This is a genomic window from Pedococcus sp. P2_A3 (genome assembly GCF_056405035.1).
In genome coordinates this window covers 1-24,898 of sequence record NZ_JBFUCW010000004.1, presented here as the reverse complement: position 1 = coordinate 24,898, position 24,898 = coordinate 1, and the positions used below count along the sequence as shown (strand labels likewise).

The 24,898-nt window shown below is 71.8% G+C and carries 21 protein-coding genes; 9 read left to right on the top strand and 12 right to left on the bottom strand.

Translation table 11 applies throughout. The features are described 5' to 3' along the window. Positions 1-10 precede the first annotated feature (10 nt). Together AC1DX8_RS04455 and AC1DX8_RS04450 are read left to right on the top strand one after the other, a co-directional pair. Entirely contained in the window at positions 11-1,207 is a 1,197-nt protein-coding gene (locus tag AC1DX8_RS04455) for an SIS domain-containing protein (RefSeq protein WP_477628705.1), read from the top strand. Positions 1,208-1,353: 146 nt separating this feature from the next. Further along, positions 1,354-2,535, top strand: a complete 1,182-nt coding sequence (locus AC1DX8_RS04450; protein ID WP_477628704.1) for a glycosyltransferase 87 family protein — start codon at positions 1,354-1,356, stop codon at positions 2,533-2,535. Here the strand turns inward: AC1DX8_RS04450 and AC1DX8_RS04445 are convergent. Next, positions 2,519-3,046 (bottom strand): YbaK/EbsC family protein, encoded by a 528-nt coding sequence (locus tag AC1DX8_RS04445; protein WP_477628703.1) that lies wholly within the window; start codon positions 3,044-3,046, stop codon positions 2,519-2,521. The genes AC1DX8_RS04450 and AC1DX8_RS04445 overlap by 17 nt on opposite strands. 107 nt (positions 3,047-3,153) lie before the next feature. On the opposite strand from AC1DX8_RS04445, the gene AC1DX8_RS04440 reads away from it, so the two are divergent. After that, a complete protein-coding gene (locus AC1DX8_RS04440) occupies positions 3,154-4,077 on the top strand; it encodes a glycosyltransferase 87 family protein (protein WP_477628702.1) in 924 nt (307 codons plus the stop codon). Here AC1DX8_RS04440 and AC1DX8_RS04435 read toward each other — a convergent pair. The 4 genes from AC1DX8_RS04435 to AC1DX8_RS04420 all read right to left on the bottom strand — a co-directional run bounded on the left by AC1DX8_RS04435 (position 4,012) and on the right by AC1DX8_RS04420 (position 9,121). After that, entirely contained in the window at positions 4,012-5,448 is a 1,437-nt protein-coding gene (locus AC1DX8_RS04435; protein WP_477628701.1) for a hypothetical protein, read from the bottom strand. The two genes, AC1DX8_RS04440 and AC1DX8_RS04435, sit on opposite strands and share 66 nt — an antisense overlap. A 9-nt stretch (positions 5,449-5,457) precedes the next feature. After that, positions 5,458-7,728, bottom strand: a complete 2,271-nt coding sequence (locus tag AC1DX8_RS04430) for a hypothetical protein (protein ID WP_477628700.1) — start codon at positions 7,726-7,728, stop codon at positions 5,458-5,460. A gap of 67 nt (positions 7,729-7,795) precedes the next feature. Next, positions 7,796-8,746, bottom strand: coding sequence for a DUF808 domain-containing protein (locus AC1DX8_RS04425; RefSeq protein ID WP_477628699.1), 951 nt, complete (start codon positions 8,744-8,746; stop codon positions 7,796-7,798). 78 nt (positions 8,747-8,824) lie between these two features. Then, positions 8,825-9,121, bottom strand: a complete 297-nt coding sequence (locus tag AC1DX8_RS04420) for a hypothetical protein (RefSeq protein ID WP_477628698.1) — start codon at positions 9,119-9,121, stop codon at positions 8,825-8,827. 217 nt (positions 9,122-9,338) lie between these two features. Here AC1DX8_RS04420 and ahcY point away from each other — a divergent pair, with 217 nt between their 5' ends. Next, positions 9,339-10,772, top strand: coding sequence for an adenosylhomocysteinase (ahcY, locus tag AC1DX8_RS04415; RefSeq protein ID WP_477628697.1), 1,434 nt, complete (start codon positions 9,339-9,341; stop codon positions 10,770-10,772). Here the strand turns inward: ahcY and AC1DX8_RS04410 are convergent. The 4 genes from AC1DX8_RS04410 to AC1DX8_RS04395 all read right to left on the bottom strand — a co-directional run bounded on the left by AC1DX8_RS04410 (position 10,766) and on the right by AC1DX8_RS04395 (position 15,563). Continuing rightward, on the bottom strand, positions 10,766-12,172 hold the full coding sequence (locus tag AC1DX8_RS04410) for a glycosyltransferase family 87 protein (protein WP_477628696.1): 1,407 nt from the start codon (positions 12,170-12,172) through the stop codon (positions 10,766-10,768). The two genes, ahcY and AC1DX8_RS04410, sit on opposite strands and share 7 nt — an antisense overlap. Next, the gene (locus AC1DX8_RS04405) at positions 12,165-13,655 is read right to left on the bottom strand and encodes a glycosyltransferase (RefSeq protein ID WP_477628695.1); all 1,491 of its coding nucleotides are present in this window, start codon (positions 13,653-13,655) and stop codon (positions 12,165-12,167) included. The genes AC1DX8_RS04410 and AC1DX8_RS04405 overlap by 8 nt, the downstream gene beginning before the upstream one ends. A gap of 199 nt (positions 13,656-13,854) precedes the next feature. Further along, positions 13,855-15,066, bottom strand: coding sequence for a TadE/TadG family type IV pilus assembly protein (locus AC1DX8_RS04400; protein ID WP_477628694.1), 1,212 nt, complete (start codon positions 15,064-15,066; stop codon positions 13,855-13,857). Next, on the bottom strand, positions 15,048-15,563 hold the full coding sequence (locus tag AC1DX8_RS04395; RefSeq protein ID WP_477628693.1) for a TadE/TadG family type IV pilus assembly protein: 516 nt from the start codon (positions 15,561-15,563) through the stop codon (positions 15,048-15,050). Before AC1DX8_RS04395 ends, AC1DX8_RS04400 begins: the two co-directional genes overlap by 19 nt. A 269-nt stretch (positions 15,564-15,832) precedes the next feature. Here AC1DX8_RS04395 and mtrA point away from each other — a divergent pair, with 269 nt between their 5' ends. From mtrA to AC1DX8_RS04380, 3 genes are read left to right on the top strand one after another with little or no spacing between them, the layout of a single operon-like run. Continuing rightward, positions 15,833-16,510 carry an MtrAB system response regulator MtrA gene (gene mtrA, locus AC1DX8_RS04390; RefSeq protein ID WP_477628692.1) on the top strand — a complete coding sequence of 226 codons (678 nt, stop codon included), beginning with the start codon at positions 15,833-15,835 and terminating at the stop codon, positions 16,508-16,510. 2 nt (positions 16,511-16,512) lie between these two features. Then, a complete protein-coding gene (mtrB, locus tag AC1DX8_RS04385; RefSeq protein WP_477628691.1) occupies positions 16,513-18,300 on the top strand; it encodes an MtrAB system histidine kinase MtrB in 1,788 nt (595 codons plus the stop codon). Then, the gene (locus AC1DX8_RS04380; RefSeq protein ID WP_477628690.1) at positions 18,288-20,063 is read left to right on the top strand and encodes an LpqB family beta-propeller domain-containing protein; all 1,776 of its coding nucleotides are present in this window, start codon (positions 18,288-18,290) and stop codon (positions 20,061-20,063) included. Before mtrB ends, AC1DX8_RS04380 begins: the two co-directional genes overlap by 13 nt. A gap of 15 nt (positions 20,064-20,078) precedes the next feature. Here the strand turns inward: AC1DX8_RS04380 and AC1DX8_RS04375 are convergent, their stop codons facing one another. The 3 genes from AC1DX8_RS04375 to AC1DX8_RS04365 are packed head-to-tail and all read right to left on the bottom strand — an operon-like array spanning position 20,079 to position 24,063. Then, positions 20,079-21,257: a hypothetical protein gene (locus tag AC1DX8_RS04375; RefSeq protein ID WP_477628689.1), complete on the bottom strand. Its 1,179-nt coding sequence runs from the start codon at positions 21,255-21,257 to the stop codon at positions 20,079-20,081. Further along, positions 21,257-22,675 carry a hypothetical protein gene (locus AC1DX8_RS04370; RefSeq protein WP_477628688.1) on the bottom strand — a complete coding sequence of 473 codons (1,419 nt, stop codon included), beginning with the start codon at positions 22,673-22,675 and terminating at the stop codon, positions 21,257-21,259. The genes AC1DX8_RS04375 and AC1DX8_RS04370 overlap by 1 nt, the downstream gene beginning before the upstream one ends. Beyond that, a complete protein-coding gene (locus AC1DX8_RS04365; RefSeq protein ID WP_477628687.1) occupies positions 22,672-24,063 on the bottom strand; it encodes a hypothetical protein in 1,392 nt (463 codons plus the stop codon). The genes AC1DX8_RS04370 and AC1DX8_RS04365 overlap by 4 nt, the downstream gene beginning before the upstream one ends. A 189-nt stretch (positions 24,064-24,252) precedes the next feature. On the opposite strand from AC1DX8_RS04365, the gene AC1DX8_RS04360 reads away from it, so the two are divergent. Both AC1DX8_RS04360 and AC1DX8_RS04355 read left to right on the top strand, forming a co-directional pair. Then, positions 24,253-24,426: a Flp family type IVb pilin gene (locus AC1DX8_RS04360; protein ID WP_477628686.1), complete on the top strand. Its 174-nt coding sequence runs from the start codon at positions 24,253-24,255 to the stop codon at positions 24,424-24,426. A gap of 53 nt (positions 24,427-24,479) precedes the next feature. After that, on the top strand, positions 24,480-24,898 hold a 419-nt coding region (locus AC1DX8_RS04355; protein ID WP_477628685.1), incomplete at its 3' end, for a Flp family type IVb pilin.

Genomic DNA, 24,898 nt, shown 5'->3' with positions numbered 1-24,898 from the left:
CGGCCCGACGATGGCCTCCTTCTTCGACGAGTCGCGCGTCGACAGTGACGAGGCAGTGGCGTCCCTCGACTCGCACCAGACGCTGCGGGCCCTGGCCACGGCGGGCGCCCAGGTCCGCGAGGCGGTCGCCCTCTCCGAGGAGGCCGGGATCGAGCGGGTCGGCGGCGGCGAACGGCCGCGGTCCGTGCTCGTCGCGTCGCTCGGCGGCTCGGCCGTCGTGTGCGACGTCCTCGAGCTGCTGGCCGAGCCGGGGTCGCCCGTCCCGGTGAGCGTGCGTCGCAATGTGCCCCTGCCCGGCTGGGTGGGGCCGCTCGACCTGGTCATCGCCGTGTCCCTGTCGGGTCGCGCCCCCGGGCCGCTCGCGCTGGCCGCCGAGGCGGCCCGCCGTGGCGCATCGCTGCTGACCGTGGGCGCGGTGGACTCGCCGCTCGCGGACGTCGCAGCCCAGGCGCGAGGGGTGCACATCGGCATCGGCCGTGGTCGCACGACGTCGCGGACCGCCCTGTGGTCGCTGCTCGCGCCGGTGCTGCTCGGGGCGGGGCACCTCGGCATCGTCGACGTCGACGCCCGCGTGCTGACCGCGACCGCGGACCGGCTCGACGAGGCGGCCGAGAGCTGCCGGCCATCGTCGGAGTCGTTCGTCAACCCGGCGAAGGTGCTGGCCGCCGACCTGGCCGAAGGGGTCCCGGTCGTCCTCGGCGACGGTCCCCTCAACGGGGTGGCCGCAGCCCGGGCCACCTCGATGCTGGCCCGGACGGCCCGGGTGCCCGCCACCTCCGGTGAGCTGCCCGACGACGCCGCGCAGGTGGTGGCGTGTTTCGACGGGCCCTTCACGGCCGCCTACTCCGGCGGGGTCCCGTGGGCCGGGGGAGGCCAGCAGCCGAGCGACGACATCTTCGCCGACCCGTTCCTCGACGGTCCCGCGGCGCCGCGCCTGTCGCTGCTCATGCTCCGCGACGTGCTGCCCGACCCGCTGACCCGGGAGGCCGACGAGGCGCGGATCCTGGCGGAGGCGGTGACCACCGCGGCCCGCGAGGCGGGCGTGCGGGTCAGCGAGGTGACCGCCCAGCCGGGGCACCCGCTGACCCGTCTGGCCGGCCAGATCGCGACCACCGACTTCGCGGCGACCTACCTGGCGCTCGGGCTCGGCCTCGACCCGGCGGTCTCACCCCACGTCGCCGACCTGCGCGGACGTACCGGCGGCTGACGGCCTGCCCGCGTGCGGCCAAGCGGGTGGTTCGGCGGCGACCTTGAAGAACTTCCTCGCGAACCTGTGGAAGGGCTCCGATGTTGAACATGTTCAGGTGATCGGTCGAGCCACCCCGACCGCCCCAGCCGCTAGGGTCACCGCTCGTGGCCACCAACCGACTTGCCCCCGCGTGGCTGCTGCCCGTCGCGGTCGGCCTCCTGGCCCTCGTCCTCGCGTGGGTGCGGTGGGTCGACCCGCTGACCTGGAACCTGGTCGACCTCGATGTCTTCCTGCGCGGTGGGGACGCCGTGCTCCACGGTGGCGACCCGTACCGCACCCCGGCCGGTGGCCTGGAGTTCACCTACCCTCCGTTCGCCGCGGTCGTGTTCGTGCCGCTCGCGCTGCTGGGGGGCGCTGCCGGGTGGGTCATGTCGGCGCTCTCGCTCGGGGCCCTCGTGGTGGTCGCCCGGGTCTCGCTGCAGCAGGGCCAGCCCGGCTCCCGTCGGGAGGTCCGTGTCGGCTGGCTGGTGGTCCTCGTCCTCGTGGCCTGGGTGCTCGAACCGGTGCAGAGGACCTTCATCTTCGGTCAGGTCAACCTCGTCCTGGCTGCGCTGGTGGTGGTGGACGCCTTCGTGGTGCCACCCCGTTTCCGGGGCTACCTCACCGGTCTGGCAGCAGGGATCAAGCTGACCCCGGCGTTCTTCGTCGTCTACTACGCGGTGCGCCGTGACTGGCCCGCCGTGGCGCGGAGCGCAGCCACCGGGGTGCTGACGGTCGTCATCGGCTGGGTGGTCCTCCCCGCGGAGTCCGCGCGGTACTGGCTCGACGACCTCACCACGATGGGCAAGTTCGGGGGCTACGCCGAGGAGGCGACGAACCAGTCGCTGCGGGCCACCTGGGTCAGGCTGCTGGGTGGTGACCCCGGCCCGTGGTACCTGCTCAGCGCGGCAGTCGTCGTGCTGCTCGTGGTGTGGACGGCCACACGGCTCACGCGTGCCGGGGACCCGTTGGCGGCGCTCGTGGCCGTGGCGGCGGGTTCACTGCTGGTCTCGCCGATCTCCTGGACCCACCACTGGGTCTGGGTGGTCCCCGCCCTGGTGGTCATGGCGCGTCGGCGCTGGTGGGTCGCCACGGTGGCGGTCACCCTCGTGATGTACCTGCCCCCGATGTGGGCCGCCGACGGCGACCCCCTGCGCCTGTCGCTCGCCGAGCAGCTGGTGGCCTCCACCTACGTGCTGCTCGCCCTGGCGTTCCTCGTGGCGCTCGCGGTGAGGCCTGAGGCTCGGCGAACGGCGGGTCGTCGAACGGCGGGTCGTCGAGCAGTGGCCGTCACTGCCCCAGACTGAGGACCTGCGCCGAGGGGAGGGCCACGAGGTCGGCACTCTCCACGAGCACCTTGCTGGCGCGGATCCCGCTGCCGATGACCACGCGCCCGGCCGCCACCACGGCTTCGTCGACGAGCACCGGCCACGCCTCGGGGAGCCCGATCGGGGTGATGCCGCCGTACTCCATGCCGGTGCGCTCCACGGCGTCGTCCATCGAGGCGAAGCTGATCTTGCGCACGTCGAGGTGACGCCGCACGGCACCGTTGATGTCGGCGCGCATCGAGGCCAGCACCAGCACCGCGGCATACCGCACCTCGCCGCCGCGCTTGCCGGCGACGACCACGCAGTTGGCCGAGCTCTCCATCGCCACGTCGTACGCCTCGCAGAACGCCGCCGTGTCGGCGAGCTCTGCGTCGATCGGCGCGACCCGGGCGGAGGGGGTCGCGGCGATCGCCTGTGCCACCGGCGCCGCCAACAGCTCGGTATGCCGCGCGGCCGGCGCCCAGTCCAGGTTTCCCTCCGGTGTGCCCACGACGGCAGGGTAGCGGAGCGCGAATCGTGTCCAAACGGGCGATGTATGCCCGTTCAGGCGCCCGGCATGCTGGGCCAGCCGACTCCCGCCCTAAGGACCTGACCGCCATGCCTCGCCCGACGCGACTCGAGCTGTTCAGCCGCGCCCTCTGGGTGGCCCTGGTCCCCGGCGCGCTGCTGTTCCTCGTCATGCAGGTGGCCGTCCACGTCACGCACGGCATGGTGGGCGCGGACTCGCATGCCTACTGGGTCGCGGCGCGCTCTCCTGACACCTGGTACACGACCCCACCGGACCACGTCGACGCCTACCTCTACTCCCCGGCCTTCGCCCAGCTGCTCTGGCCCCTCGGGCTGCTGCCCTGGCCGGTCTTCCAGGGGGTGTGGGTCGCCGGGCAGGCGGGCGTCCTCGCGTGGCTGCTCCGTCCCCTGGGTTGGCGCAAGGCGCTGACCCTGGCGCCGCTGTTCGTCCCGGAGCTGTTGCTGGGCAACGTCTACCTGTTCCTCGCCGCGGCCCTTGTCCTGGCCGTCAGGGGCCGGCCCGGTGCGCTCGTGGCGCCGCTGCTGACCAAGGTGACCCCGGCAGTCGTCGGGCTGTGGTTCGTCCTGCGGGGCGACTGGCGGGCAGTGCGTTCTGCCGCCCTGCTGCTGACCGCCGTCGTGGGTGCGTCGGTGGCGATCAACCCCCGGGCCTGGCCGCGGTGGGTCGAGTTCCTCGCATCCAACGCGGGAGGCGGCGGACCGTGGTTCGTGGTCCGGTTCGTCGTCGCCACGGCCCTCGTGGTGTGGGCGGCGAGGAGCGGGCGCGCGTGGCTGCTGGCCCCGGCGCTGCTGCTCGCCTGCCCGGTCTTCAGTGCCTTCAGCCCCTACACGGTGCTCGGTGCGGTGCCCCGCCTGCTCCGGTGGCAGCGTTCGCAGGGGGACGGGCATGGACCGCAGGCCGAGGGGCCAGAGGCGGCTGCCGAGGGGCTAGGGGCGCAGCAGGACGAAGCCGTCGTCGCGGGCCGCAACCGTCCAGCCTCGATCCCGCTGTAGGGCACCGGCAAGGGGGACGTCCTCACGGACGAGGGCCGCTGCCGGATGACGTTGGTCGAACCCCTCCTGCCATCCCGGCTCCGCCCCCATCACGCGCAGGTAGCTCTGCGCCTGGGCCTGGCCGTAGAGCTCGGCCCGGGTGTCGGCGGTCTGGTGCAGACCCGGGAACGACCACATCAGCCAGCCACCCAGCGAGTCGTCGTTGTAGACCACCGATCCCGCGGGGAGGGACCGCAGCGCGGCGGTGGTGCCGTCGGGCACCGACACGGGTCGGTCCGGCGCGGCGGTGGCGAGCACTGCGCAGGCAGCGACCGCCGCGAGGACGAGGCCGGCGACGACGAGGGGCTCGCGTCCCCGAGGAGGCCTGGCCCGGGCCAGGGCAGCGTCGAGGGCCTGGGCGGCGAGCGGGGCGATGATGATGGCGCCGAGCGCGACGCTGCGGGCGTAGGTGAAACCCCAGCCAGCGCCCACGAGGAGGATCGCGACGGCCCCCCAGCTCACGAGGGAACGTCGTCGCAGCCAGCCCAGCGCCACCACGACCACGAGCAGCACCAGGCCGATCGTCGAGGGGTCGGTGAGCTCGGGGCGCCGCCACTCCTGGATGTACGGACTGACGGCGCGGACGGGGCCGAAGGCGTTGAGGATCCCGGGGCCCAGCGGCGTCACCAGGGCGGCGGCGGCGCTGGCCACCGGCACCACGGCCAGGCGGACGGCCTGTCGCGGCGAGACCTTGCGGTCCAGCACCAGCCCGGCCGTCGTGGCCAGGCCGAGCATGACCCCCACGACCCAGGTGCCGTGGCTGGACGCCCAGACCCAGGTGAGTGGCACCAGCACCCAGGGCGCCCGGGGGTCGCTGAGCACGCGCACCCAGACGCTGACCGTCACGGCGAGCAGGACGAAGCCGACCAGCTGGGGGCGGGGGCTCAGGCTGGCGGCGGTCGCCAGCACCGTGATGCCAGTGACGAGGGTGGCGGCGAGGGGTCCGCCGGTGCGGCGGCAGGCGACGTAGACGACGACGCACACGGCGAGTCGGCCGACCTGGGCGAGGAACGCCACCGCAGGCAGGCCGCCCCACTGGTTGGCCAGCGAGAGGGCGAGCTCGGGCAACCACTGGGTGAGCACCCACGGCTGGTTGGTGAAGGTCGACAGCGGGTCGGGGCCGCTGAACTGCCAGGTGCGCCGCAGGTGGTCACCGGCCAGGACGTGCCACAGCGTGTCCGGGTCGCCGATCCCGGCCCCGACGTGGCGGCACAGCACCAGGAGGAGGAGGCCGAAGGCGACCACGGGCGACCAGCGCAGCAGGCCCTGAGGAGCCGGGAGAGGTGTGGCCGCGGCCGGCGGAGTTGCCGGTGTGACCTCGGAGTTCACCACGCGCAGACCCTAGCGACTGGGAACCGGGCTGGCGGCGAAGAACTGCTGGGCACTGGCGACGTTCACGACAGCCGTGCTGGTGGCGCGCAGGTCGGTGACTTCGAGGGCCGACGCCACCCCGGAGCCGAGGTCCACCGGTTGGGCGGTGCTCACCAGCGCGATGGTCGACGAGCCGGGTTGCGCCGTGACCTCGAGCGTGACCGCTTGCCGGTCGGCACCGATCGGGATCCGCAGCGGTGTGCCGGACGGTCCGGTCGCCACGAGCACGTCGGGGGCGCCGTCGAGCGTGCGCACGCCGAAGGTCAGGGTGACGGGGACGGCGGTGTCGCCCAGGTTGCTCACCGTCAGGACCGCTGACGGCCCGAGCAGCTGGAACGGCCGCCCCTGTGCGTCGCGCTGGACCCGCGGAGCCCCCAGACCGGCGATCACCGGCCGCAGGACGTCGTCGCGACCGCGCGCGACGCCGCCCGCCTGGCCCTTGGACAGGTCGAAGGCCACCAGCCGGTCGGTCTGCGCGACGGGCGGCCCGAGGATCGACCGGAGCCCGTCCGTCGGGTCGGTGCTCCCTTCGTAGCCGGAGCGGTCGACCTCGACCGCGCAGAACCCCGCGGCCCGCAGGTCGGGCACCAGGTCGGGGATGCGGTCCACCGGGAGCGCCAGCTGCCAGTCGGAGCTCGAGGTGCCCCGGATCGCTCCGAAGCTCCAGGTGAGCGTGCTCGGTGCGTCGATCCCCGGCAGCAGGTGGTCGTAGTCGCCCATCCCTCCGAAACCCGGTTCCTCGGGGTAGGGCGTCACCGGCAGCTGGAAGACCGCGCAGGGTGCCGTCGTGGCCGCGGCGAGCTGGGCACTGAATCCGCGCAGCTGGGCAGACCTGGCCGACAGGCTCGCGTAGTCGGGGGCCGCGCCGGGGTTGGTCTGGTCGAGGCAGCCCACGAGCAGCAGCCCGGCCGCGAGGGGCCAGGCCACCCGTCGCCGACGGCCCACCTTGGTCATCCACAGACCCACCGCCAGCAGGGACAGGAGGGCGATGACGATCCCGAGTCGGGCCCAGGTGCGGATCTGCGTCGTGAAGAAGAGCGCGACGACCGAGCCGAGCCCGCCGGTGGTGTAGAAGGCCAGCGAGACCAGAGCGAGGGCGGCGAGGGTGCCGACGACCGGGGCCGGCCGGCGACTGCCGGCGACCGCCCGCAGCAGCACGACCACCAGCATGACCAGGCCGCAGACCCCGATGACCCCGAGGGCGTGGCGCTCGGACGTGCCCGGCGCGGCATACCCGTAGACGGTGGTGATCCACCGCACCGCTGGGACCCGGTGCTCCGACCACGGCAGCAGGAGGTCGATGATGCGGCCGGCGTACCGCTGCGACTCCTCGATCGTCCGGTGGGCGGGGACCTCGGAGGTGACCACGTCACCGCGGCGCGCGACGACCGCGAGGGCGAGGGTCGTCGCGCAGCTGACGGCGACGAGCGCGGTGGCCGCCACCCCGGGGAGCATTGCCCTGAGGTTGCGAACCGTGCCCCACCGCACTGCGAGGGCCGCCGCGAGGAGGATCAGCGTGAAGGCCACGTAGTAGGCGTCCGACAGACCGACGGCGAGGGCGATCGCGGCACCCTGGGCCACTCGGAGCCAGGCCTGTCGTCGTCCGGGCGACCCGGCACGCAGGGCGTGGACAGGGGGCCAGACAGTGCCCCCGGTGGCGATGCGGACGGCGAGCCAGACCGAGAGCGCGAGCACCCAGTACGCCGACAGCCACAGGTGCCCGAACCACTGCTGGTGGCCCGGGACCGCCGAGAACAGCACACCCACGGTGACCGCGGCGGGTCGAGCCGTGCCCAGCTGCCGCGCCAGCCAGTATGCCGCGAGCGCTGCGGCGGGGTAGCCGGCGACGAAGAACACGGCCGACGCGGTCGCGGGGCTGTCGGTGAAGAGGCCGATGACCCGGATCGCCAGGAAGTTGAGCTGGTCGCCGGTGGCGAACCACGAGGCGTTCAGGCCGAAAGGAGCGCCCACACGGTGGGTGGAGCCGAAGGCGTCGCCGTCCATGATCGCCCTGACCTGCAGGAGGACCTGGGTCGAGTCGCCCCCGAGGCCGAGCGGGACCCCCGGCCGCCAGTCCCAGAGGCGCAGCGACTGCACCGCGACCAGCAACGACAACACCGCAGACAGGGCCGGGCCGGCGGCGCCGGCCACGTGGCCGCGCCACGCGGGCCGGGCTGCAGGCGGCAGCGCGTCAGGCGCGGTGGTGGCGGGTTCCACCGACGCCAGCTGGGTCGTCGACACCACAGGAGTATCGAGCGTGCAGCGCGCGGATTCCCGCGGGCGCGCTGATTCCGGCCGAAGGGATGAGTCAGTGGCTGCTGGACTGGCCGGCTCGACGGGGGACGACGTGCATGACGGCGACGACCACCGCACCCACGATCAGCCCGAGGACCGCGGAGCCGACCGTGTTGGTCAGCCAGCCCAGCACCCCACCGAGGAAGCCCGTCGCGTCGTGCACCGCCTCCTCCGCGTGGTGCACCCACGAGTACGGCGCGTGCAGCCCCAGGTCGTCGAGGCCGACGAGGAGGATGTGCCCCCCGACCCAGATCATGGCGGCAACGCCGACCACCGACAGGGTCGAGAGCAGGCGGGGCATGGCCGCGACGAGGGCGCGGCCAATGCCTCGGCTGGCTCCCGAGTCGCGACCCGAGAGGTGCAGCCCGACGTCGTCCATCTTCACGATGAGGGCCACGACGCCGTAGACGAGGACCGTGATCGCGAACGCGACGACGACCAGGATGATCGCCCGGCTGAGGAACGGCTCGTCGGCGACCTCGTTGAGCGAGATGACCATGATCTCGGCCGACAGGATGAAGTCGGTGCGGATGGCGCCGCTGGTGATGTCGTCCTCGCTGGCGACCTCGCCGCGCTCGTGCGCCGCGTCGGCCTCGGTCTCGCCGTGGCCGGCCAGCCGCTCCCAGATCTTCTCCACGCCCTCGTAGCAGAGGTAGGTGCCGCCGATCATGAGCAGCGGGGTGAGGGCGACGGGGAAGAACTGGCTGAGCAGCATCGCCGCAGGCAGGATGAACAGCAGCTTGTTGCGCAGCGAGCCGATCGCGATCTTCTTGATGATCGGCAGCTCACGGGTGGGGGAAAGGCCCTCCACGTAACGCGGGGTCACCGCGGTGTCGTCGACGATCACGCCGGCCGCCTTGACGCTGGCGCGGCTCGCGGCGGCGCCCACGTCGTCGACCGAGGCGGCCGCCGCCTTGGCCAGCACCGCGATGTCGTCCAGCAGCGCGAACAACCCCCCACTCATCGCAGCGACCTCTGCGGGCGTGCGGGCAGGGCGGAAGGAATGGGTGCGGCCACGCCGCGAGCCTACCGGCGGTCGACCTCAGGGGGTGTCGTCGTCGCGGTCGTGCCCGTCGTCCGCACCGTGGCTGTCGTCGTGCTCGTCGTCGTGCTCGTCGGTGGCAGCGTCCTCGTCGCCGAGGGTCAGGTCGGCCTGGTCCATGCTGTTGGGCACCGGCGTGCCGCCGGGCTCGACCTGGTAGTCACCCTTGACCTCGTCCCAGGCCTCGACCTTCTCCTCGTCGACCTCGAGCTCCACGGTCGTGGGCTCCTCGCTCGTGGGGGCCTCGACCTCGGCGTCGGCGATCTCGCCGGGGACCGCGCTGCTGGGCTCGCTCATGGTGCTCCGTCCGTGGTTGGTCCCCCCTTCCTAGCGCCGGGCCGCCCGTGCCGCACCCCGAGCGCGCGGCTGCCCGAGCGCGCGAGGGGCGGTCCGGGCCCCACCTCGGGTAGACTGGGCCACCGCCGGCGTGGGTGATAACCCGCTCCTGAGATGTTCGCCCAGATGGGCTACGCCGGGTCCGCAAACCGCACCAGTCAACTTCAGGAGTACTTCCATGCCTTTTGACTACAAGGTTGCCGACCTGAGCCTCGCCGAGGCCGGCCGTCACCAGATCCGCCTGGCCGAGCACGAGATGCCCGGCCTGATGAGCCTGCGCGAGGAGTTCGCGGCGGCCCAGCCGCTCAAGGGCGCCCGCATCGCCGGTTCGCTGCACATGACCGTCCAGACCGCTGTCCTCATCGAGACGCTGACCGCACTGGGCGCTGAGGTCCGCTGGGCCTCGTGCAACATCTACTCGACCCAGGACGAGGCCGCTGCTGCGGTCGTCGTGGGGAAGGGCACTCCCGAGGACCCGCAGGGCGTCCCCGTGTTCGCCTGGAAGGGCGAGACCCTCACCGAGTACTGGGACTGCACCGAGCAGATCCTCACCTGGCCCGGTGAGCTCGGCGCCAACATGATCCTCGACGACGGCGGCGACGCCACGATGCTCGTGCACAACGGGCGCGCGTGGGAGACCGCCGGTCAGGTGCCCCCCACCGACGAGGCCGACTCCGAGGAGGTCGGGGTCTTCAAGGAGCTCGTCCGCCGGACCATGGCGGCCGACCCGACCAAGTGGACCCGCGTCTCCGAGCAGATCAAGGGCGTCACCGAGGAGACCACGACCGGGGTGCACCGCCTCTACGAGCTGGCCACCACCGGTGACCTGCTGTTCCCGGCGATCAACGTCAACGACTCGGTCACCAAGTCCAAGTTCGACAACAAGTACGGCTGCCGCCACTCGGTGCTCGACGGCCTGAACCGCGCCACCGACGTCCTCATCGGTGGCAAGGTCGCCGTCGTAGCCGGCTTCGGCGACGTGGGCAAGGGCTGCGCGGCCGCGCTGGCCGGTCAGGGCGCTCGCGTCATCGTCACCGAGATCGACCCGATCTGCGCGCTCCAGGCCGCGATGGAGGGCTATCAGGTCGCCCGCCTCGAGGACGTCCTGCCGATCGCCGACATCTACGTCACCACCACCGGCAACTTCAACATCATCACCGCCGAGCACATGCAGCAGATGAAGAACAAGGCGATCGTGTCCAACATCGGTCACTTCGACAACGAGATCGACATGGCCGGCCTGGCCAAGGTCCCGGGTGTCACCAAGACGCAGATCAAGCCGCAGGTGCACGAGTGGACCTTCGACAACGGGAACTCGATCATCGTGCTCTCCGAGGGTCGCCTGATGAACCTCGGCAACGCGACCGGTCACCCCAGCTTCGTCATGTCGAACTCCTTCGCGAACCAGACGATCGCCCAGATCGAGCTGTTCACGAAGAACGACGACTACGACAAGCAGGTCTACGTCCTCCCGAAGCACCTCGACGAGAAGGTCGCCCGGCTGCACCTCGCCGCCCTCGGCGCCGAGCTCACCGAGCTGACCAAGGAGCAGGCCGCCTACATCGGGGTCGACGTGGCCGGCCCCTACAAGCCGGAGCACTACCGCTACTGAGCCGCCGACCGCACCGGCGCCTCGGCGCCACCACGCACCACCGGGTATGCCGCCCGCTCACCGTGAGCGGGCGGCATACCCGTCTCTGCGGCCGCGGCGGGGACGGCGTCCTCGGCCCGGCACCACGCCGCCAGGACGAGAGCACCGGCACAGACGAGGTAGTAGTTGAGGAACGCCTGCTTGGAGAGCAGGAAGGTCACGGCGAGGCACAGGCCCAGGGCCAGGCTGAACCCTGCGGGGCCCGGGCGCAGGGTCCTGGCGAGCACGACCGCCACCGCGAATCCGGCTGCCAGGGACAGCGGGCCCGCCCAGGTCGGGTCGGCCCACCCGAACACGTCCGCCAGCTCGGCGACGATGCTGAGGGAGTCGGGGCGGAAGGGCTGCTGGAACTGCAGCGTCACGACGCTGCTCCACCACGACGCCGGCCCCCAGGCGATGAACGGCAGGGTGACGAGGGCACCCGTGCCGACGAAGGCGAGCAGCCGGCCCCTGGTGGCGTACGGCCGCAGCAGCCACAGGCAGGGGAGTGCGACGACGAAGTACTGCTTGGAGACGAAGAGGAGCCCCAGCGCCACCGCGGCCACGAGCCACCGCTCGCGCCGGGCGGCCAGCACGACGACGGCCAGGAGAGCCACGACGACGGGCTCGACCCACGCGCCCGCGAACAGGCTCGGCATGCCGGGCAGGCACATCAGCAGCACGGCCGCGCGACGACTGCCCGTGGTCCTCGACCGCCACAGCAGCCAGCCGCCCACCGCGGCCACCGCGATGGCAGACGAGAGCCGGACGTCACCGAGGAGGAAGCCGGGGACAGCCGTGAGCAGCAGCAGCGGCGGGTACGGGAAGCCGAACGCCAACCGTCCGTGCTGCACGACGCCCGGGCCGTAGTACTGGGCGGTCTCCTCGGGACCGTAGATGTTGGGGAAGTCGATCGAGTAGGGGTTGGTGCCGTGCAGCATGGCCCGGGCCCCGTCGGTGAGGAAGACGTAGACGTCGATGCGGGGCTCCTGGCGGGCCAGCCACCAGGCCGCCAGCCCCAGGAGCAGGACGGGCAGGGCGATCCTTGCTGACCGCACGATGACCGACCGGTGCGGCAGCGTGGCGACCACGGCCACGGCCACGAAGGCCGGCGTCAGGAGGTAGAGCCCGGCCGTCGCAAGGAGCTGCGCCCCGGTGAGTGCAGCCGCCGCGATGACACCCATCGGCAGCCGGGCGGCGGAGACCTCCGTGGTGCTCGTCGTGCGCAGGCTGGCGTAGGCCAGCGCGAGTGCCGCGAGGACCAACACCAGCACCACGGGGCGCAGACCGAGGAAGGCCGACCCGAGGAAGACCGCGAACAGCAGCAGCGCCGCGGCTCCCTGGCCCTGGCTGCCCCCCAGTCGTGAGCTCAGCTCACGCACTGAGCTGGGTGGAGAGGGCGGTCGTGGTGGCGAGCCGGTGCTGCGCGTGCGGCCGGCTCCGTGCGGTCACCAGGATCTGGTACGCGAACATCCGCGGGGCCACCCGGATCAGCGCGCTGTTCACGCGGGTCAGCAGCGAGGCCAGCGGGCCGTGGCCGATCGCCTTGGCGAAGGGTGCGGGGATGCCGACCACCTCCTGCACGTCCCAGCCGGCGTTCTGCAGCGCCGTGCGGATCGTCCGGAACGTGAACAGGCGCGTGTGCGTGCGGTCGAGGATGCCGGTCTGGCCGTAGTTGAACTGACCCATCGCCAGCATGAAGCGCGACACGGCGAAGGCGATGTTCGGGGTGGTCAGGACCAGCTCCCGGCGCTGGCTCCCCAGCGAGAACCGCAAGTCCTCGAGGAACGTCTCGGGGTCGGCGAGGTGCTCGATGACGTCGAGCAGGAGCACCTGGTCGTAGTCGTCCATGGGCAGCTCGAGCGGCTGGTTGAGGTCGACCACGTGGGTGGCCACGCGCGGGTCGACGACGGTGGAACGGTGCAGGTCTGCGGTCGTCACGACGGCCCCCTTGTCGGCCAGGGCGCTGGCGAACGCACCGGGACCGGCGCCCAGGTCGATCACGCGGGCGCCGGGGTGCACGCGGGCCAGGACCTCGGTGTGGCTGCTGCGCTCGTGCAGCTTGACGTCGTAGCGCTCGAACGACCCGGCGTCCACGGGGGAGAGGTCGCGGCGGTGCAGCAGCCCGCAGCGGTGGAACAGGGCCGTGACGCTCGCCCGGGTGACCTGACCGGCATAGCGGATGCCGTCGACGCGGCAGATCTCGTCGCCGTAGTAGGTGGGGATGGGCAGCTCCACGATCCTCGCGTCGGCGCCCAGCAGCTGGAGGATGATCTTGGTGTCGAAGCTGAAGTCGTCCGGGTTGGTCTCGAAGCGCAGCCGGCGCAGCATGTCCACCGTGTAGAGCCGGAACCCGCTGTGCCACTCCGAGAGGTCGGCACCTGCGAGGCGGTTCTGGACCGTCGTGAGGACGCGGTTGCCGACGAACTTGTACAGCGGCATACCGCCCTTGCGGGCCGCGCCCGGGGTCAGCATGCGGCTGCCCATGACGCAGTCGGCCTCGCCGTCGCGCAATGGCGCGAGCAGCCGCGGCAGCTCCTCCGGCGCGTACTGGCCGTCGCCGTGCACCAGCGCGACGAGGTCGAAGCCGTGGGTCATCGCGTAGAAGTAGCCGAGCTTCTGGTTGCCGCCATAGCCCTGGTTCTCCGGGTTGCGCAGCACGGTGAGGGGCAGCTCCGGGCGGCTCTGGCGGTAGGCCAGGCCGGTCGAGAACGTCTCGTCGGACGAGGCGTCGTCGATGACCAGCACCTCGCAGTCGTAGTCGTCGAGGACCCGCTGCGGGATCCGCTCGAGCACGGGGCGCAACGTGGTCTCGGCGTTGTAGGCCACGATCAGGATCAGCGTGCGCGGGCGGTCGGTCTGCATGCCGATCAGTGTTGCGGTCGGTGGTCGCGCGGGGGAGGGCGGGAGACCAACTTCGGCCGTTCGTCCGATGCTGGTCTGGACCTTCTCCCCTCGGTCGCCGCGTCGGACGCTCACCTCAGAGCACACAGCACCACGGGCCTGAACCGGCCTGTGGCGCTGCGTGGTTCGTGGGGCGCTGTCGGAGCAGCGCGGGTGCCGTCTACTTGACGAGCGAGACGGTGCGGATTCCGTAGTCGCAGGACGTGTCGCCGATGGCACACTGCGGGTCACCGCTGCCGCCGGAGACCTGCAGCCGGACGGCGCGCAGCAGGAGGTAGTTGTCCTGGTTGCTCCCCGGAGCAGCGGTCAGGTTGTTGGGGTTGTTCAGGCCGCCGCAGTCGCCGTCCATCGGGATCGCCGAGCTGTTCTGGTTGTTGTTGGTGCCGAAGTGGTAGCCGCAGACGATGACGCCGACCAGCGCCTGCACCGGGTAGATCGCGTTGTTGCCGCCAGCGTTGACCACGGCCGCCTGGTCGCACGGAGTGGGCGTGCCACAGAAGACGGGGAGCATGATCCGCTTGCGTGCCTGCACGAGGTTGGTCCACGCCTGGAGGATCGGTGTGCCACCGAGGTTTCCCGAGTTGGCGCCCAGGCAGTAGCTCGACTTGGCCGGGCAGCTGTTGATCAGGTAGTTGCGCAGGTCCGAACCGGTGCGAGGCGCCTGGTTGGGCACGATGTTGATCGGGTCGGTGCAACCGAACTCCGTGGCGGTGCCGAGGTAGGTGTTGCTGTTGCTCGGGGCCTCGGGGCAGTCGATCGACCACCAGTTGCCGCTGGACGACGCGCCGGGGCACAGGCTGTTGCCGGTCGAGGGCAGGTCCATCCGGAACACGGGGGAGGGGAACGTGGACACAGCGGGGAGGATCGAGCCGCACAGGGCGTAGGGCCGCACGCCGATGCCACCGGTCGGGACCTGCACGCGGGCAGTCGCGCTCTTGGCGGAGTTGTACCCGTTGCTCTGGCCGAAGATCCCCCCGAGGGCGGACTCGGTCCGCCCTGCCGAGTTGTACGTGATGTCGAGGGCCTTGCCGTTCGGGGAGCAGGCGACGCTGGTGATCGAGCCGGTGCTGCCGGCTCGGTTGTCCGTGCGGTAGGTCGCCACGTAGCTCTGGATCGTGGCGCGCGACGCGGAGTCAGCCGCCAACGTCGCACAGTCTCCGGAGAGCTCGCCGTACTTGGAGGCGGCAGCCAGGGCCGCCGAGTCGGAGGCGGTCTGGAGCTGGCGGGTGCTGACGTACGACATCCCGAAGTCCACCGTGAAGGCGCCGATGCCGACGAGCACCACCATGAGGATGGCCACGGTCACGGCGACGGCTCCCCGCTCGTCGTCGCGACGGGGCGACCGCAGGCGCATCATGACTGGAACTCGCATCGGAAGGCCCCAATCGAGGAGAGGTTGAACGACGGCTGGAAGAACGGCAGCGACAGGGTGGAGGTGTAGCGCAACCGGACGTAGACGTTGTCACCGGTGGTGCTGCCGTCGCAGGGCTGGGATGTGTCGCCGGAGCACGTGCCGGTCCACGCCGTGGCGTAGTTCTCGGTCGGGGTGGTCGCCGCACGCTTGATCTCGACGGAGACATTCTGCTTCGTCACGAACAGGGTGGTCGCGTTGGTCTTGGCTTCGTCCGTCAGCATCGTGGAGGTGGCGGCGCCCACGGCCCCGCCCGTCCCACAGAAGGAGCCCTTCACCGCGGCGGAACGAGCCACCTGGCGCGAGGCGTTGCCGAGGGCCATCTGCTGGGCCAGGACGACGCCGAACCCGACGATGGAGCTGATCAGGAGGACGAGGATCGGCATGACCAGGGCGAACTCGACAGCCGCGGCCCCGCCCTCAGGGCGACTACCGCGGATGGGTCGGCTCAGTGCCATGCGTGCTGCTCTCCCTGCATCGTCACACGCCCGATCGGCGTGCTGCCAAGCACATCCTCGGGGGACCACCCACTCTCCTGAATCGTCCAAACGGATGAATCCGCAGGTGGGCGGCTCCCGGCGCGCGGCGGGAGAACAGGACGGGACGTTCGGCTGGGTCGCACCCTGACCGAACGGCTGATGACGCCCTGTTCCCCGTGCCGGGCCCGCCCGTGTGTGATGATTCGGGAGGGAATGCTCACTGGCTGCAGGAAGAGGGGTTGGCGCAGGTGAACGGTCGCGTGCTCATCGTCGACGACGATCTGGCGCTGGCGGAGATGCTCGGCATCGTCCTGCGCAACGAAGGGCTCGAGGTCGCGCACGTCGCGGACGGCGCGGGGGCGCTCGGCGCCTTCCGCGACCACCGCCCCGACCTGGTCCTGCTCGACGTCATGCTCCCGGGCCTCGACGGCATGGAGGTGTGCCGCCGCATCCGGGCCGAGTCAGGGGTGCCGATCGTCATGCTCACGGCCCGCACCGACACGGTCGACGTCGTGGTCGGCCTGGAGTCGGGCGCCGACGACTACGTCGTCAAGCCGTTCAAGCCGCAGGAGCTCATCGCCCGCATCCGCGCCCGGCTGCGTCGCGGTGACGAGCCCGAGCCCGAGCGACTGGAGATCGGCGACCTCGTCATCGACGTGGCCGGCCACTCGGTCAAGCGCGGCGCCGACTCCCTGTCGCTCACCCCGCTCGAGTTCGACCTCCTGGTCGCGCTGGCGCGCAAGCCGTGGCAGGTCTTCACCCGCGAGGTGCTGCTCGAGCAGGTCTGGGGCTACCGCCACGCGGGTGACACCCGCCTGGTCAACGTGCACGTCCAGCGGCTGCGCTCGAAGATCGAGCACGACCCCGAGCACCCCGAGATCGTCGTCACCGTGCGGGGCGTCGGCTACAAGGCGGGCCCGAGCTAGTCATGTCCGAGTCGGCCGGTCCGAGGCCTGGTCGGACGCCGACGCCGCGGTTCTCCGACCACCGCGCCCACGGCGCGCGTGCAGTCCGGTGGTTCCTCGGCCGGGCCCGCAGGTATGCCGCGCGCGGCGTCCGCGGGGTCGCGCACCTCTGGCGGTCCTCCCTCCAGTTCCGGGTGGTCTTCACGACGATGCTGCTGGGCCTGGTCGTCGTGCTGATGCTCGGCTCCTACCTGTTCTCCTCGATCTCCGACGGGCTCGAGCAGGACCGCATCGAGTCGGCGCAGCTCGAGACCTCGCGGCTGACCACCGAGGTCCAAAACACGTTCGACGAGAGCGACCGCACCAGCAGCGAGGCCGACCTCAACCTCCTGGCGCGTCAGGCCGTGCAGAGCGCAGCCGCACCGGGTGGCGACAACCAGCGTTACCTCGTGCTGACCCGAGGGCTCGGCAACACGTCCAACACGACGGTGCAGACCCTGTCCAGTGGCGAGATCGGCCTCACGGTCGTGCCCCAGGCCCTGCGTGAGGCGGTGCGGGACGACCCTCGGCGCCAGCAGGTGATGCTGATCAGCATCACCGACCCGCAGAACGGCAAGGACGTGCCGGCAGTCATCGTCGGATCGCAGGTCGAGCCGCCGCTGGCCGGGCGCTACGACCTCTACGCCGTGTTCCCGATGCAGCGCGAGCAGGCCACCCTCGACCTCATCACCCGGACCTTCCTCATCGGTGGCCTGGCCCTGGTCTTCCTCGTGGGGGTGATCGCCTGGGTCGTGACCCGTCAGGTGGTCAGCCCGGTGCGTCGTGCGGCCGTGGTCGCCGAGCGCCTCGCGTCCGGACGGCTCAACGAACGCATGCGGCCCGGCGGGGAGGACGACCTCGCGAGGCTCGCCAAGTCGTTCAACGAGATGGCCGACAGCCTGCAGACCCAGATCCGCCAGCTCGAAGGGCTCTCGCGGGTGCAGCAGCGCTTCGTCTCCGACGTCTCGCACGAGCTGCGCACCCCGCTGACGACCATCCGGATGGCCGCCGACCTCATCCACGACTCGCGCACCGGCTTCGAGCCGGCGGTGTCCCGGTCGGCCGAGCTGCTCCACAACGAGCTCGACCGGTTCGAGGAGCTCCTGGCCGACCTGCTCGAGATCAGCCGGTTCGACGCCGGGGCCGCGGCGCTCGACTCCGAGGTCACCGACCTGCGGGCCACGGTCGACCGCGCGGTGCAGTCGGCCCAGCCCATCGCCGACCGCTGGGGCAGCAGCATCACGGTGACCTCCGACGGCCCGTGCGACGCCGAGATGGATGCCCGTCGAGTCGAGCGCATCCTGCGCAACCTCGTGGTCAACGCGCTCGAGCACGGCGAGGGCCGCCCCGTCGAGATCGCCATCGCCGTCAACGAGTCCGCCGCGGCCGTCACCGTCCGCGACCACGGCGTTGGCCTGCGCCCCGGCGAGGGTGCCCTGGTCTTCAACCGGTTCTGGCGCGCCGACCCGGCCCGGGCCCGCACCACCGGCGGCACCGGGCTCGGCCTGGCGATCTCGCTCGAGGACGCCCGGCTGCACGACGGCTGGCTGCAGGCCTGGGGCGAACCGGGCGAAGGCTCGTGCTTCCGCCTGACCCTCCCGCGCCGCGCCGGCCACCACATCGTCGAGGCACCACTGCCCCTGCGGCCAGACGACCTCGCCGCACCGGCCGAGGTGCCCCCGACCGCCGCGAGCCGCACCGTGCGCACCGGTGCCCCCAGCGAGGTGGCGAGCCCGCGGCATACCCCCACCGTCCCGGGGTGGCACCGGTGAGGCGCCGGTATGCCGCGACGCTGGCGGCGGGCGCGGCGCTCGCCGTCGCGGGGTGTGGCGGGCTGTCCACCAGCTCGACGATCCAGCCGGGCCTCGAGGTCGGGTCGGTGCAGGAGAACGAGGTCCGGGTGGAGGTGAACCCGGTGGCGCCGGGCTCCTCGCCGCAGCAGGTGGTGCAGGGCTTCATCCGCGCGGCGGCCGCGAGCGACGATCAGTACCAGGTCGCGCGGTCCTACCTCGGCACCGGACCGCAGAGCACGTGGCGACCGGACTCGTCGGTCGTCGTCTTCGGGTCGGACACCGAGCTCACCTACAAGCCGGCCGACAACGGCACGGTGACGGTCGTCGCCAACGCGATCGCGCGCATCGACGGGTCGGGGCGCTACCAGGAGCTGGCACCGCGGGCGACCGCGCAGGTGACCTTCCAGCTCGAGCGCACCGGCGGGGAGTGGCGGATCAGCAAGCTGCCCGACAACTTCGGCACGTGGCTGAGCCGGGCCGACCTCGACCGGCTCTACGACCCGTTCCGCATCTACTACGTGTCGGCCGGCGACCACCGGCTCGTCCCCGACGTGCGGTGGCTGCCCCTCGGCACCGGACTCGCCACCCGGCTCGCGCGGTCGCTCCTGGCCGGGGTGCCCGACTACCTCAAGGGAGCGGTGCGCACCGACATCCCTGCCGGCACCCGGCTGGCGGTCGACGCCGTCACCATCGACGCCGGCACGGCCAAGGTCGACCTGGCCGCCACCAAGCTGGGCAACGACCCCGGACAGCGACAGAACCTCGGTGCGCAGTTCCTCGCCACGGTCAGCCAGGCGCCGGGGGTCGAACGGGTCGCCCTCCAGCTCGAGGGCGCTGACCTGCAGATGCCCAATGGCGACAGCACCATCGACAGCCTGTCCGTCCTCGGGTTTGCCAGCCCCTCCGACCCCGTGGTCAAGCCGGTACTCCGCGTGGGCATGACGCTGGTGCCGGTGAACCCGGACGACGTCGGTGACAACGGGGCGCGCGTCCCACCAGCCGGTGGACCCGCACTCCCGGCGGTGCAGCCGGGTTGGGCCTACCTCGCGATGTCACGCACCGGGCAGGAGATCGCGGGAGTCGGGGGTGACCGGGCCCAGCTGGTCCGCTGGCGCGGCACCACGCAGGTCCAGCTCGCCGCTCCGGGCACCAACCTGACGCGGCCGACGTACGACCGCGAGGACGTCCTCTGGGTGGCTGGCCGCAGCAACGGAGCCACCAGGGTCTGGGCTGTCAACGCGGCAGCCGACCCGGCCGACGCGGGCAAGTCGGCTCCCCAGACCGTCTCGGCCGACTGGCTCACCGGCCGCACGGTGCTGAGCCTGCGGCTCGCCCCGGACGGCCAGCGGATCGCGGTCGTGACCACCGACCGTGACGGCACGAACCCCCGGGTCGACGTCTCCGGGGTCGTGCGTCAGCCCAACGGGCTCCCCGCCTCGCTATCGCAGCCGCTGCGGCTGGCCCCGACGCTGACCATGGCCCGCGACGTGGTGTGGGTCGACGACGCCACCCTGGCCGTCCTGGGACGACTGACCTCCAGCCAGGTCATCCGGCCCTGGCTGGTGCCGCTGGCCGGACCCATCGCGGCCGGGCCGGAGATCGCCGGCGCGCGGACGATCACGACGGTCAACGGCGAGCGCGGGCTGGTCGTGACCACGGACGACCACGAGGTGCTGATCCGTGCGGGCAGCCGCTGGCAGCGGGTGGGCGAGGGGACCGACCTGCTGGTGGCCGCGCGCTGACCGAGGCGCGCACGCTCAGGGGAAACCCCACGGACGGCCCGGGGCGTCCGGTACCAGGAGAGGGCTGATCCAGAAGTACTGGCCGGCCAGCCCGATGAGCCCCCAGACCACGACCATGACGGTGCGGACGACCCGGTCGCGCGAGGTCTGCACGGGCGGAACCACCGCCAGCGCGAGGGGGAAGGCGAGCAGCAGGTACCTCAGGATGCTGGTGACGAAGCCCGTGGCGAGGAAGATGTAGACGGGGTAGGCGGCGGCCCAGCTCCAGAGCTCGACTCCCCAGGCCCGGGTGACCGGGAGCGCCATGAAGCCCGCGAAGCAGAGCGCGACGATGACCATCAGGAGCACCGAGGCCATCCCCGTGCTGGCGGCCGCCTCCAACCAGGGCGGGCGCAGGACGCTGGGGCTGTAGCCGGGCCACGCCTTCATCGTCGTGGCGTAGGCGGTCAGGTCACCGGTCATCAGGCCCACGATGCAGGGCCAGAGCAGGGCAGCCAGGATCGTGGCAGTCAGCAGGGAGATGAGCTTCGCGTGCGGCGGGGCCGCGCCCTGGTGCCGTCGATGGGCTCGCCAGGCGACCGCCCAGCGCGCGACGACCACGGCACCGACCACCAGCGAGATGTTGCGGGTCAGGCCGAGGGCGAGGACCGGCACGATCGCCCAGACGTAGCTCTGGCGCCGGATCAGCAGCAGGGCCGTGGCCACCAGGGCCAGGGCGAGGCTCTCCGTGTAGGCGAGCTGGAGGACGGGAGCGGCAGGGAAGGTGGTCAGCACGGCACAGGCCAGGGCAGCCCGCGTGACCCCGACCGACTGCCTGATCAGGACGAAGAGCAGCCCGATGGCCACCACCCCTGCCACGAGGCTCAGGCCGGGTCCGACGACGCTGAAGGGCAGTCCCGTGATGGTGGTCAGCGCACGGGCGGCCAAGGGGAAGAGGGGGTAGAAGGCCAAGGACGTCTGGACCGGTTTGCCGTCGGCGCCGAGCGCTGAGTCGGGGTATCCGTCGCGGGCGATGCTCGAGTACCAGTCGCCGTCCCAGCTCGTGGTGACGTGCTGGTAGCGCTCCCAGGGCGTCTCGCCGCCCTGGCCAGGACCGGCAGACCAGACGATCACGACGGCATCGAGGATTCTGACGAGGAGGTAGAACCCGACCACTGCGGAGAGCGCGCGGTGCCCGGACAGACGGGCCGGCATCAGCCCTGGCTGTCGGGTGCGCGCAGCAGCTCATAATCGCCGCTCGTCGCCACCGTCGACCAGCCCAACTGTCCCTTCAGGGCCGACGCCAGCCCGGAGTCGGTCTGCAGCACAGCGTGGGAGGCCCGGGTGCGGGGGAGCAGGTCCTGCCAACCCGGCTGCAGTCGCTCGGTCCGGAGGTAGGCGGCGAGGTACTCCGGCGAGTACAGCTCGACCCTGAGGTCGATGACCGGCTTGAGCGACGGGTGCTTCCAGAGGAGCCACCCGCTCACGCCGAAGTCGTCGAGCACGACCGTGCCGGCAGGCAGTTGCGTCAAGGCCGAGTCGACGGCGCCCATCCTTCCCGGGAACTGTTGCGCCGACGCGCCGCCCGGACCCGCGGCCACGGCGGCGGCCAGCGTCAGGGCGGCTGCCCACGAAGCCACCACGGCGCGGCGCTCGCGCCTGGACCAGCCCTCGCGGCCCCGACCGATGAGCCGCTGGAGGGCTGCGGCGAGGAGCGGCGCGGCCAGGATGGCGCCGAGGGGCACGAGTCGCCACATGACGAGGGTGAGAGCGAGCGAGAGGCCGAGCTGGGCCATCTCCCACGCGCGCGGGCGGTGCCGGCTCACCAGCCACGCGACGGGCGTGCCGACCCCCATGCCCAGTGCCGCCATCGCGAAGGCATTGTTCACCGGGGTGGCCCGCCACTCCTCGGCGACGCCCGCGGCGTTGGCCGCGACCTCGAACGGGGTCAGGAGGAGCGCGGGGCCCAACGGGGTGAGCGCCACCACTGCTGCGCAGGCAGCCACGAGGCCGGCGAGCCGGGCCAGCCGCCGACGGTCGGGCCGAGTCGCGGGGTCGATGACGATGGCAGCCAGGAACACGCCACTGGTGAGCAGGCCAAAGGTCCAGAGGCCGTGGCTGCAGGCCCAGAGCCAGAACACCGGGACCAGCCACCAGCGCGCCCGGCCGTCGCGCACCGTCCGGGACCACGCGAGCACGACGAGGGCGAAGCAGACGAAGCTGACCAGCTGCGGGCGCGGGTTGAGCCCCGCGCCACAACCCAGGAGGCCGATGGCCGCTGCCAGCGAGCTCGCCAGCCGCCCGGCCGACTGACGCGCGGTGACGTAGAGGAGCACGATGAGCGAGACCGTGGCCAGCGAGCGCAGCCACACCACTGCTCCCATGCCGGTGAGGTCCACGAGCCACGCAGTGACCGCTTCCGGCAGCCACTGGGTGGCGGTGTACGCGTGTCCGGCGAACGACGCCCAAGGATCGGTGCCGCGAAGCTGGTGCGTGGCGAGGATGTGCTCCCCGACACGCAGGTGCCACCAGGTGTCCACCTCCTCGTACCGACCCGTGCCGAAGCCGAGCCCGATCAGGAGCGCCACGGCATACGCGACGACGCCCAAGGCGCGCGAGAACGACCGGGTCATGGCGCCACCAGGAGGACGAAGCCCCGGTCGTGTCCTCGCACCGACCAGTGGGACTCCTCCTCGAGCGCCCCCGCCAGCGGAGCGGTGTCGGGCAGGAGGGCGGCGCGCGGTGCCGTCTTCGCGATGAAGGCCTGCCAGCCGCGCCGGGCTGCCCGGGCGTCGATGTAGTCGCGGACGTGCTGTGGGGAGTAGACCTCGATGCGCAGGTCGAACACCGGCCGGAGCTGGGGTGACGTGTAGAGCAACCAGCCCGTCACGTCGCCCTCGGCGATGATCCGCGTACCTGCGGGCAGTTCGTCGAGCGCGCTCTCCAGCGCAGTGGGGACGTACGCGGGCCGTTGGTGGGCCGCTGCGGCGGACAGTGGTACGGCGAGGAGAGCTGCCACCAGCAGACCGGCCAGGAGGGCGCCCTGCTCCCTGCGCGGTGGCGGGCCTGCGTGCAGCTGCGACCCCCAGCGCGCAGCGCAGGCCCTGGCCACCATCGGCGCCAGCACCAGGGCCGCGACCGCCACCGTGCGCTGCATCGAGAGCGTCAGGGCGATCGACAGCAGGAGGAGCAGGACCTCCCAGGGCGATGGCCGGTCAGGCTGGAACAACCAGATGGCCATGAGCACCGCGGCGAGGCCGAGCGCGACGGCCACGTGGGGGTCGCGGGCCGACGACGGCAGCCACTCCTCGACGAACTGCCGGCCGTTCGACCCGGCCTGGAACGGCGTGAGGAGGAGCTTGGGACCCAGGGGCGTCAGGGCGGTCGAGACCAGGCTGGCCACCCACACCGCCACCAGCCTGCGGTGACCGACCCGCCGCCAGGGGGAGGCGACCACGCACACAGCACCGACTGCGAGCCCGAGCGACCACACCCCGTGGGTGCAGGCCAGCAGCCAGGTCAGCGGCACCAGGGACCAGCGAGCGTGCCCGTCGCGGGCGCTGGCCTGCCACAGGGCCACGACAGGGGCCAGCAGGACGAAGCCGAGCAGCTGGGGCCGCTCCGTCATGGCCGGCCACGCCGCGACCAGCACCGCGGCGGTCACGGCCAGCGAGATCCTCAGCCCTGCGACGGCGCGCACGGCCAGGTAGACCACGGCGGCCAGCGCGACGATGCCCAGGTCCCTCGCCCAGACCACCGCACCCAGGCCGAAGCGGTCCGTCAGGACCGCCACCACCACGGAGGGCAACCACTGCGTGGGGACGTAGGCGTGCGCCGCGAACGGCGCCCACGGGTCCGGCAGCCCGAACTCCCCACCCTGTCGGAGGTACTGTCCCACCCGCAGGTGCAGCCAGGGGCTGGGGTCGCCGACCGGGCGGGTGATCACCAGCGGGGCCAGCGCCACCGCCACCGCAGGCAGCAGGACCGTCGATCGACGGAGGAGTGGGGGGCGCCTGGGCATGCGGTCATTCTTCGCAGGTTGCTCATACTCGCGCACGCAGGCGCACCGTCATCGGCCGATCGGCGGAGAGGGTCCAGTCGAAGGTGCCGAGTAGATCTGGCGTGACGGCTGATTATCGCGGATCTCGCGGGCTGGGACTGTTTCCTAACGCAACGGTTCCGCGTTCACTGACTCTGAAAGGACACGACCATGCAGAAGTTCGCCGCCAAGCTGAAGGTGCAGACCCTCGGCCGGGAAGAAGGCGCAACGGCAGTCGAGTACGGCCTCATGGTCGCCCTCATCGCCATCGTCATCATCGTCGCCGTGGCTCTCCTCGGCACGAACCTCAGCACGCTGTTCAACAACACCGCGACCAGCATCTGACTCGCCGGCGGGCCTCGCCGCCCGCCGCAAGCACCCATCGATCGGTCGCCTCCATGCGACGGGACCCAGGCGCAGGCCGCCTCGATCCCCTCGCCGGAGGCGGCCGATCAGCATGTTCGGCCACGCTCAGCCTGACCCTGCACTACGCGAGTGGTCCGGTGCCGGGTATCGGCCGTTCGGGGGAGAACGGGGAGTCGAAGGTGCCGGTCCGACTTGGCACGACGGACGATTACCTGCCGTCGCCGCAACTGCGAGTCTTCTCACCGCGGGGCACACGGCCACCGCGCCCGTTGGTCTCGAAAGGACTACTCATCATGCACAAGTTCGCCGCAAAGCTGCACACCAAGCTCGTCTCCCGCGAGAAGGGTGCGACCGCCGTGGAGTACGGCCTCATGGTTGCCCTCATCGCCATCGTCATCATCGTCGCCGTCGCTCTCCTCGGCACGAACCTCAGCACGCTGTTCAACAACAA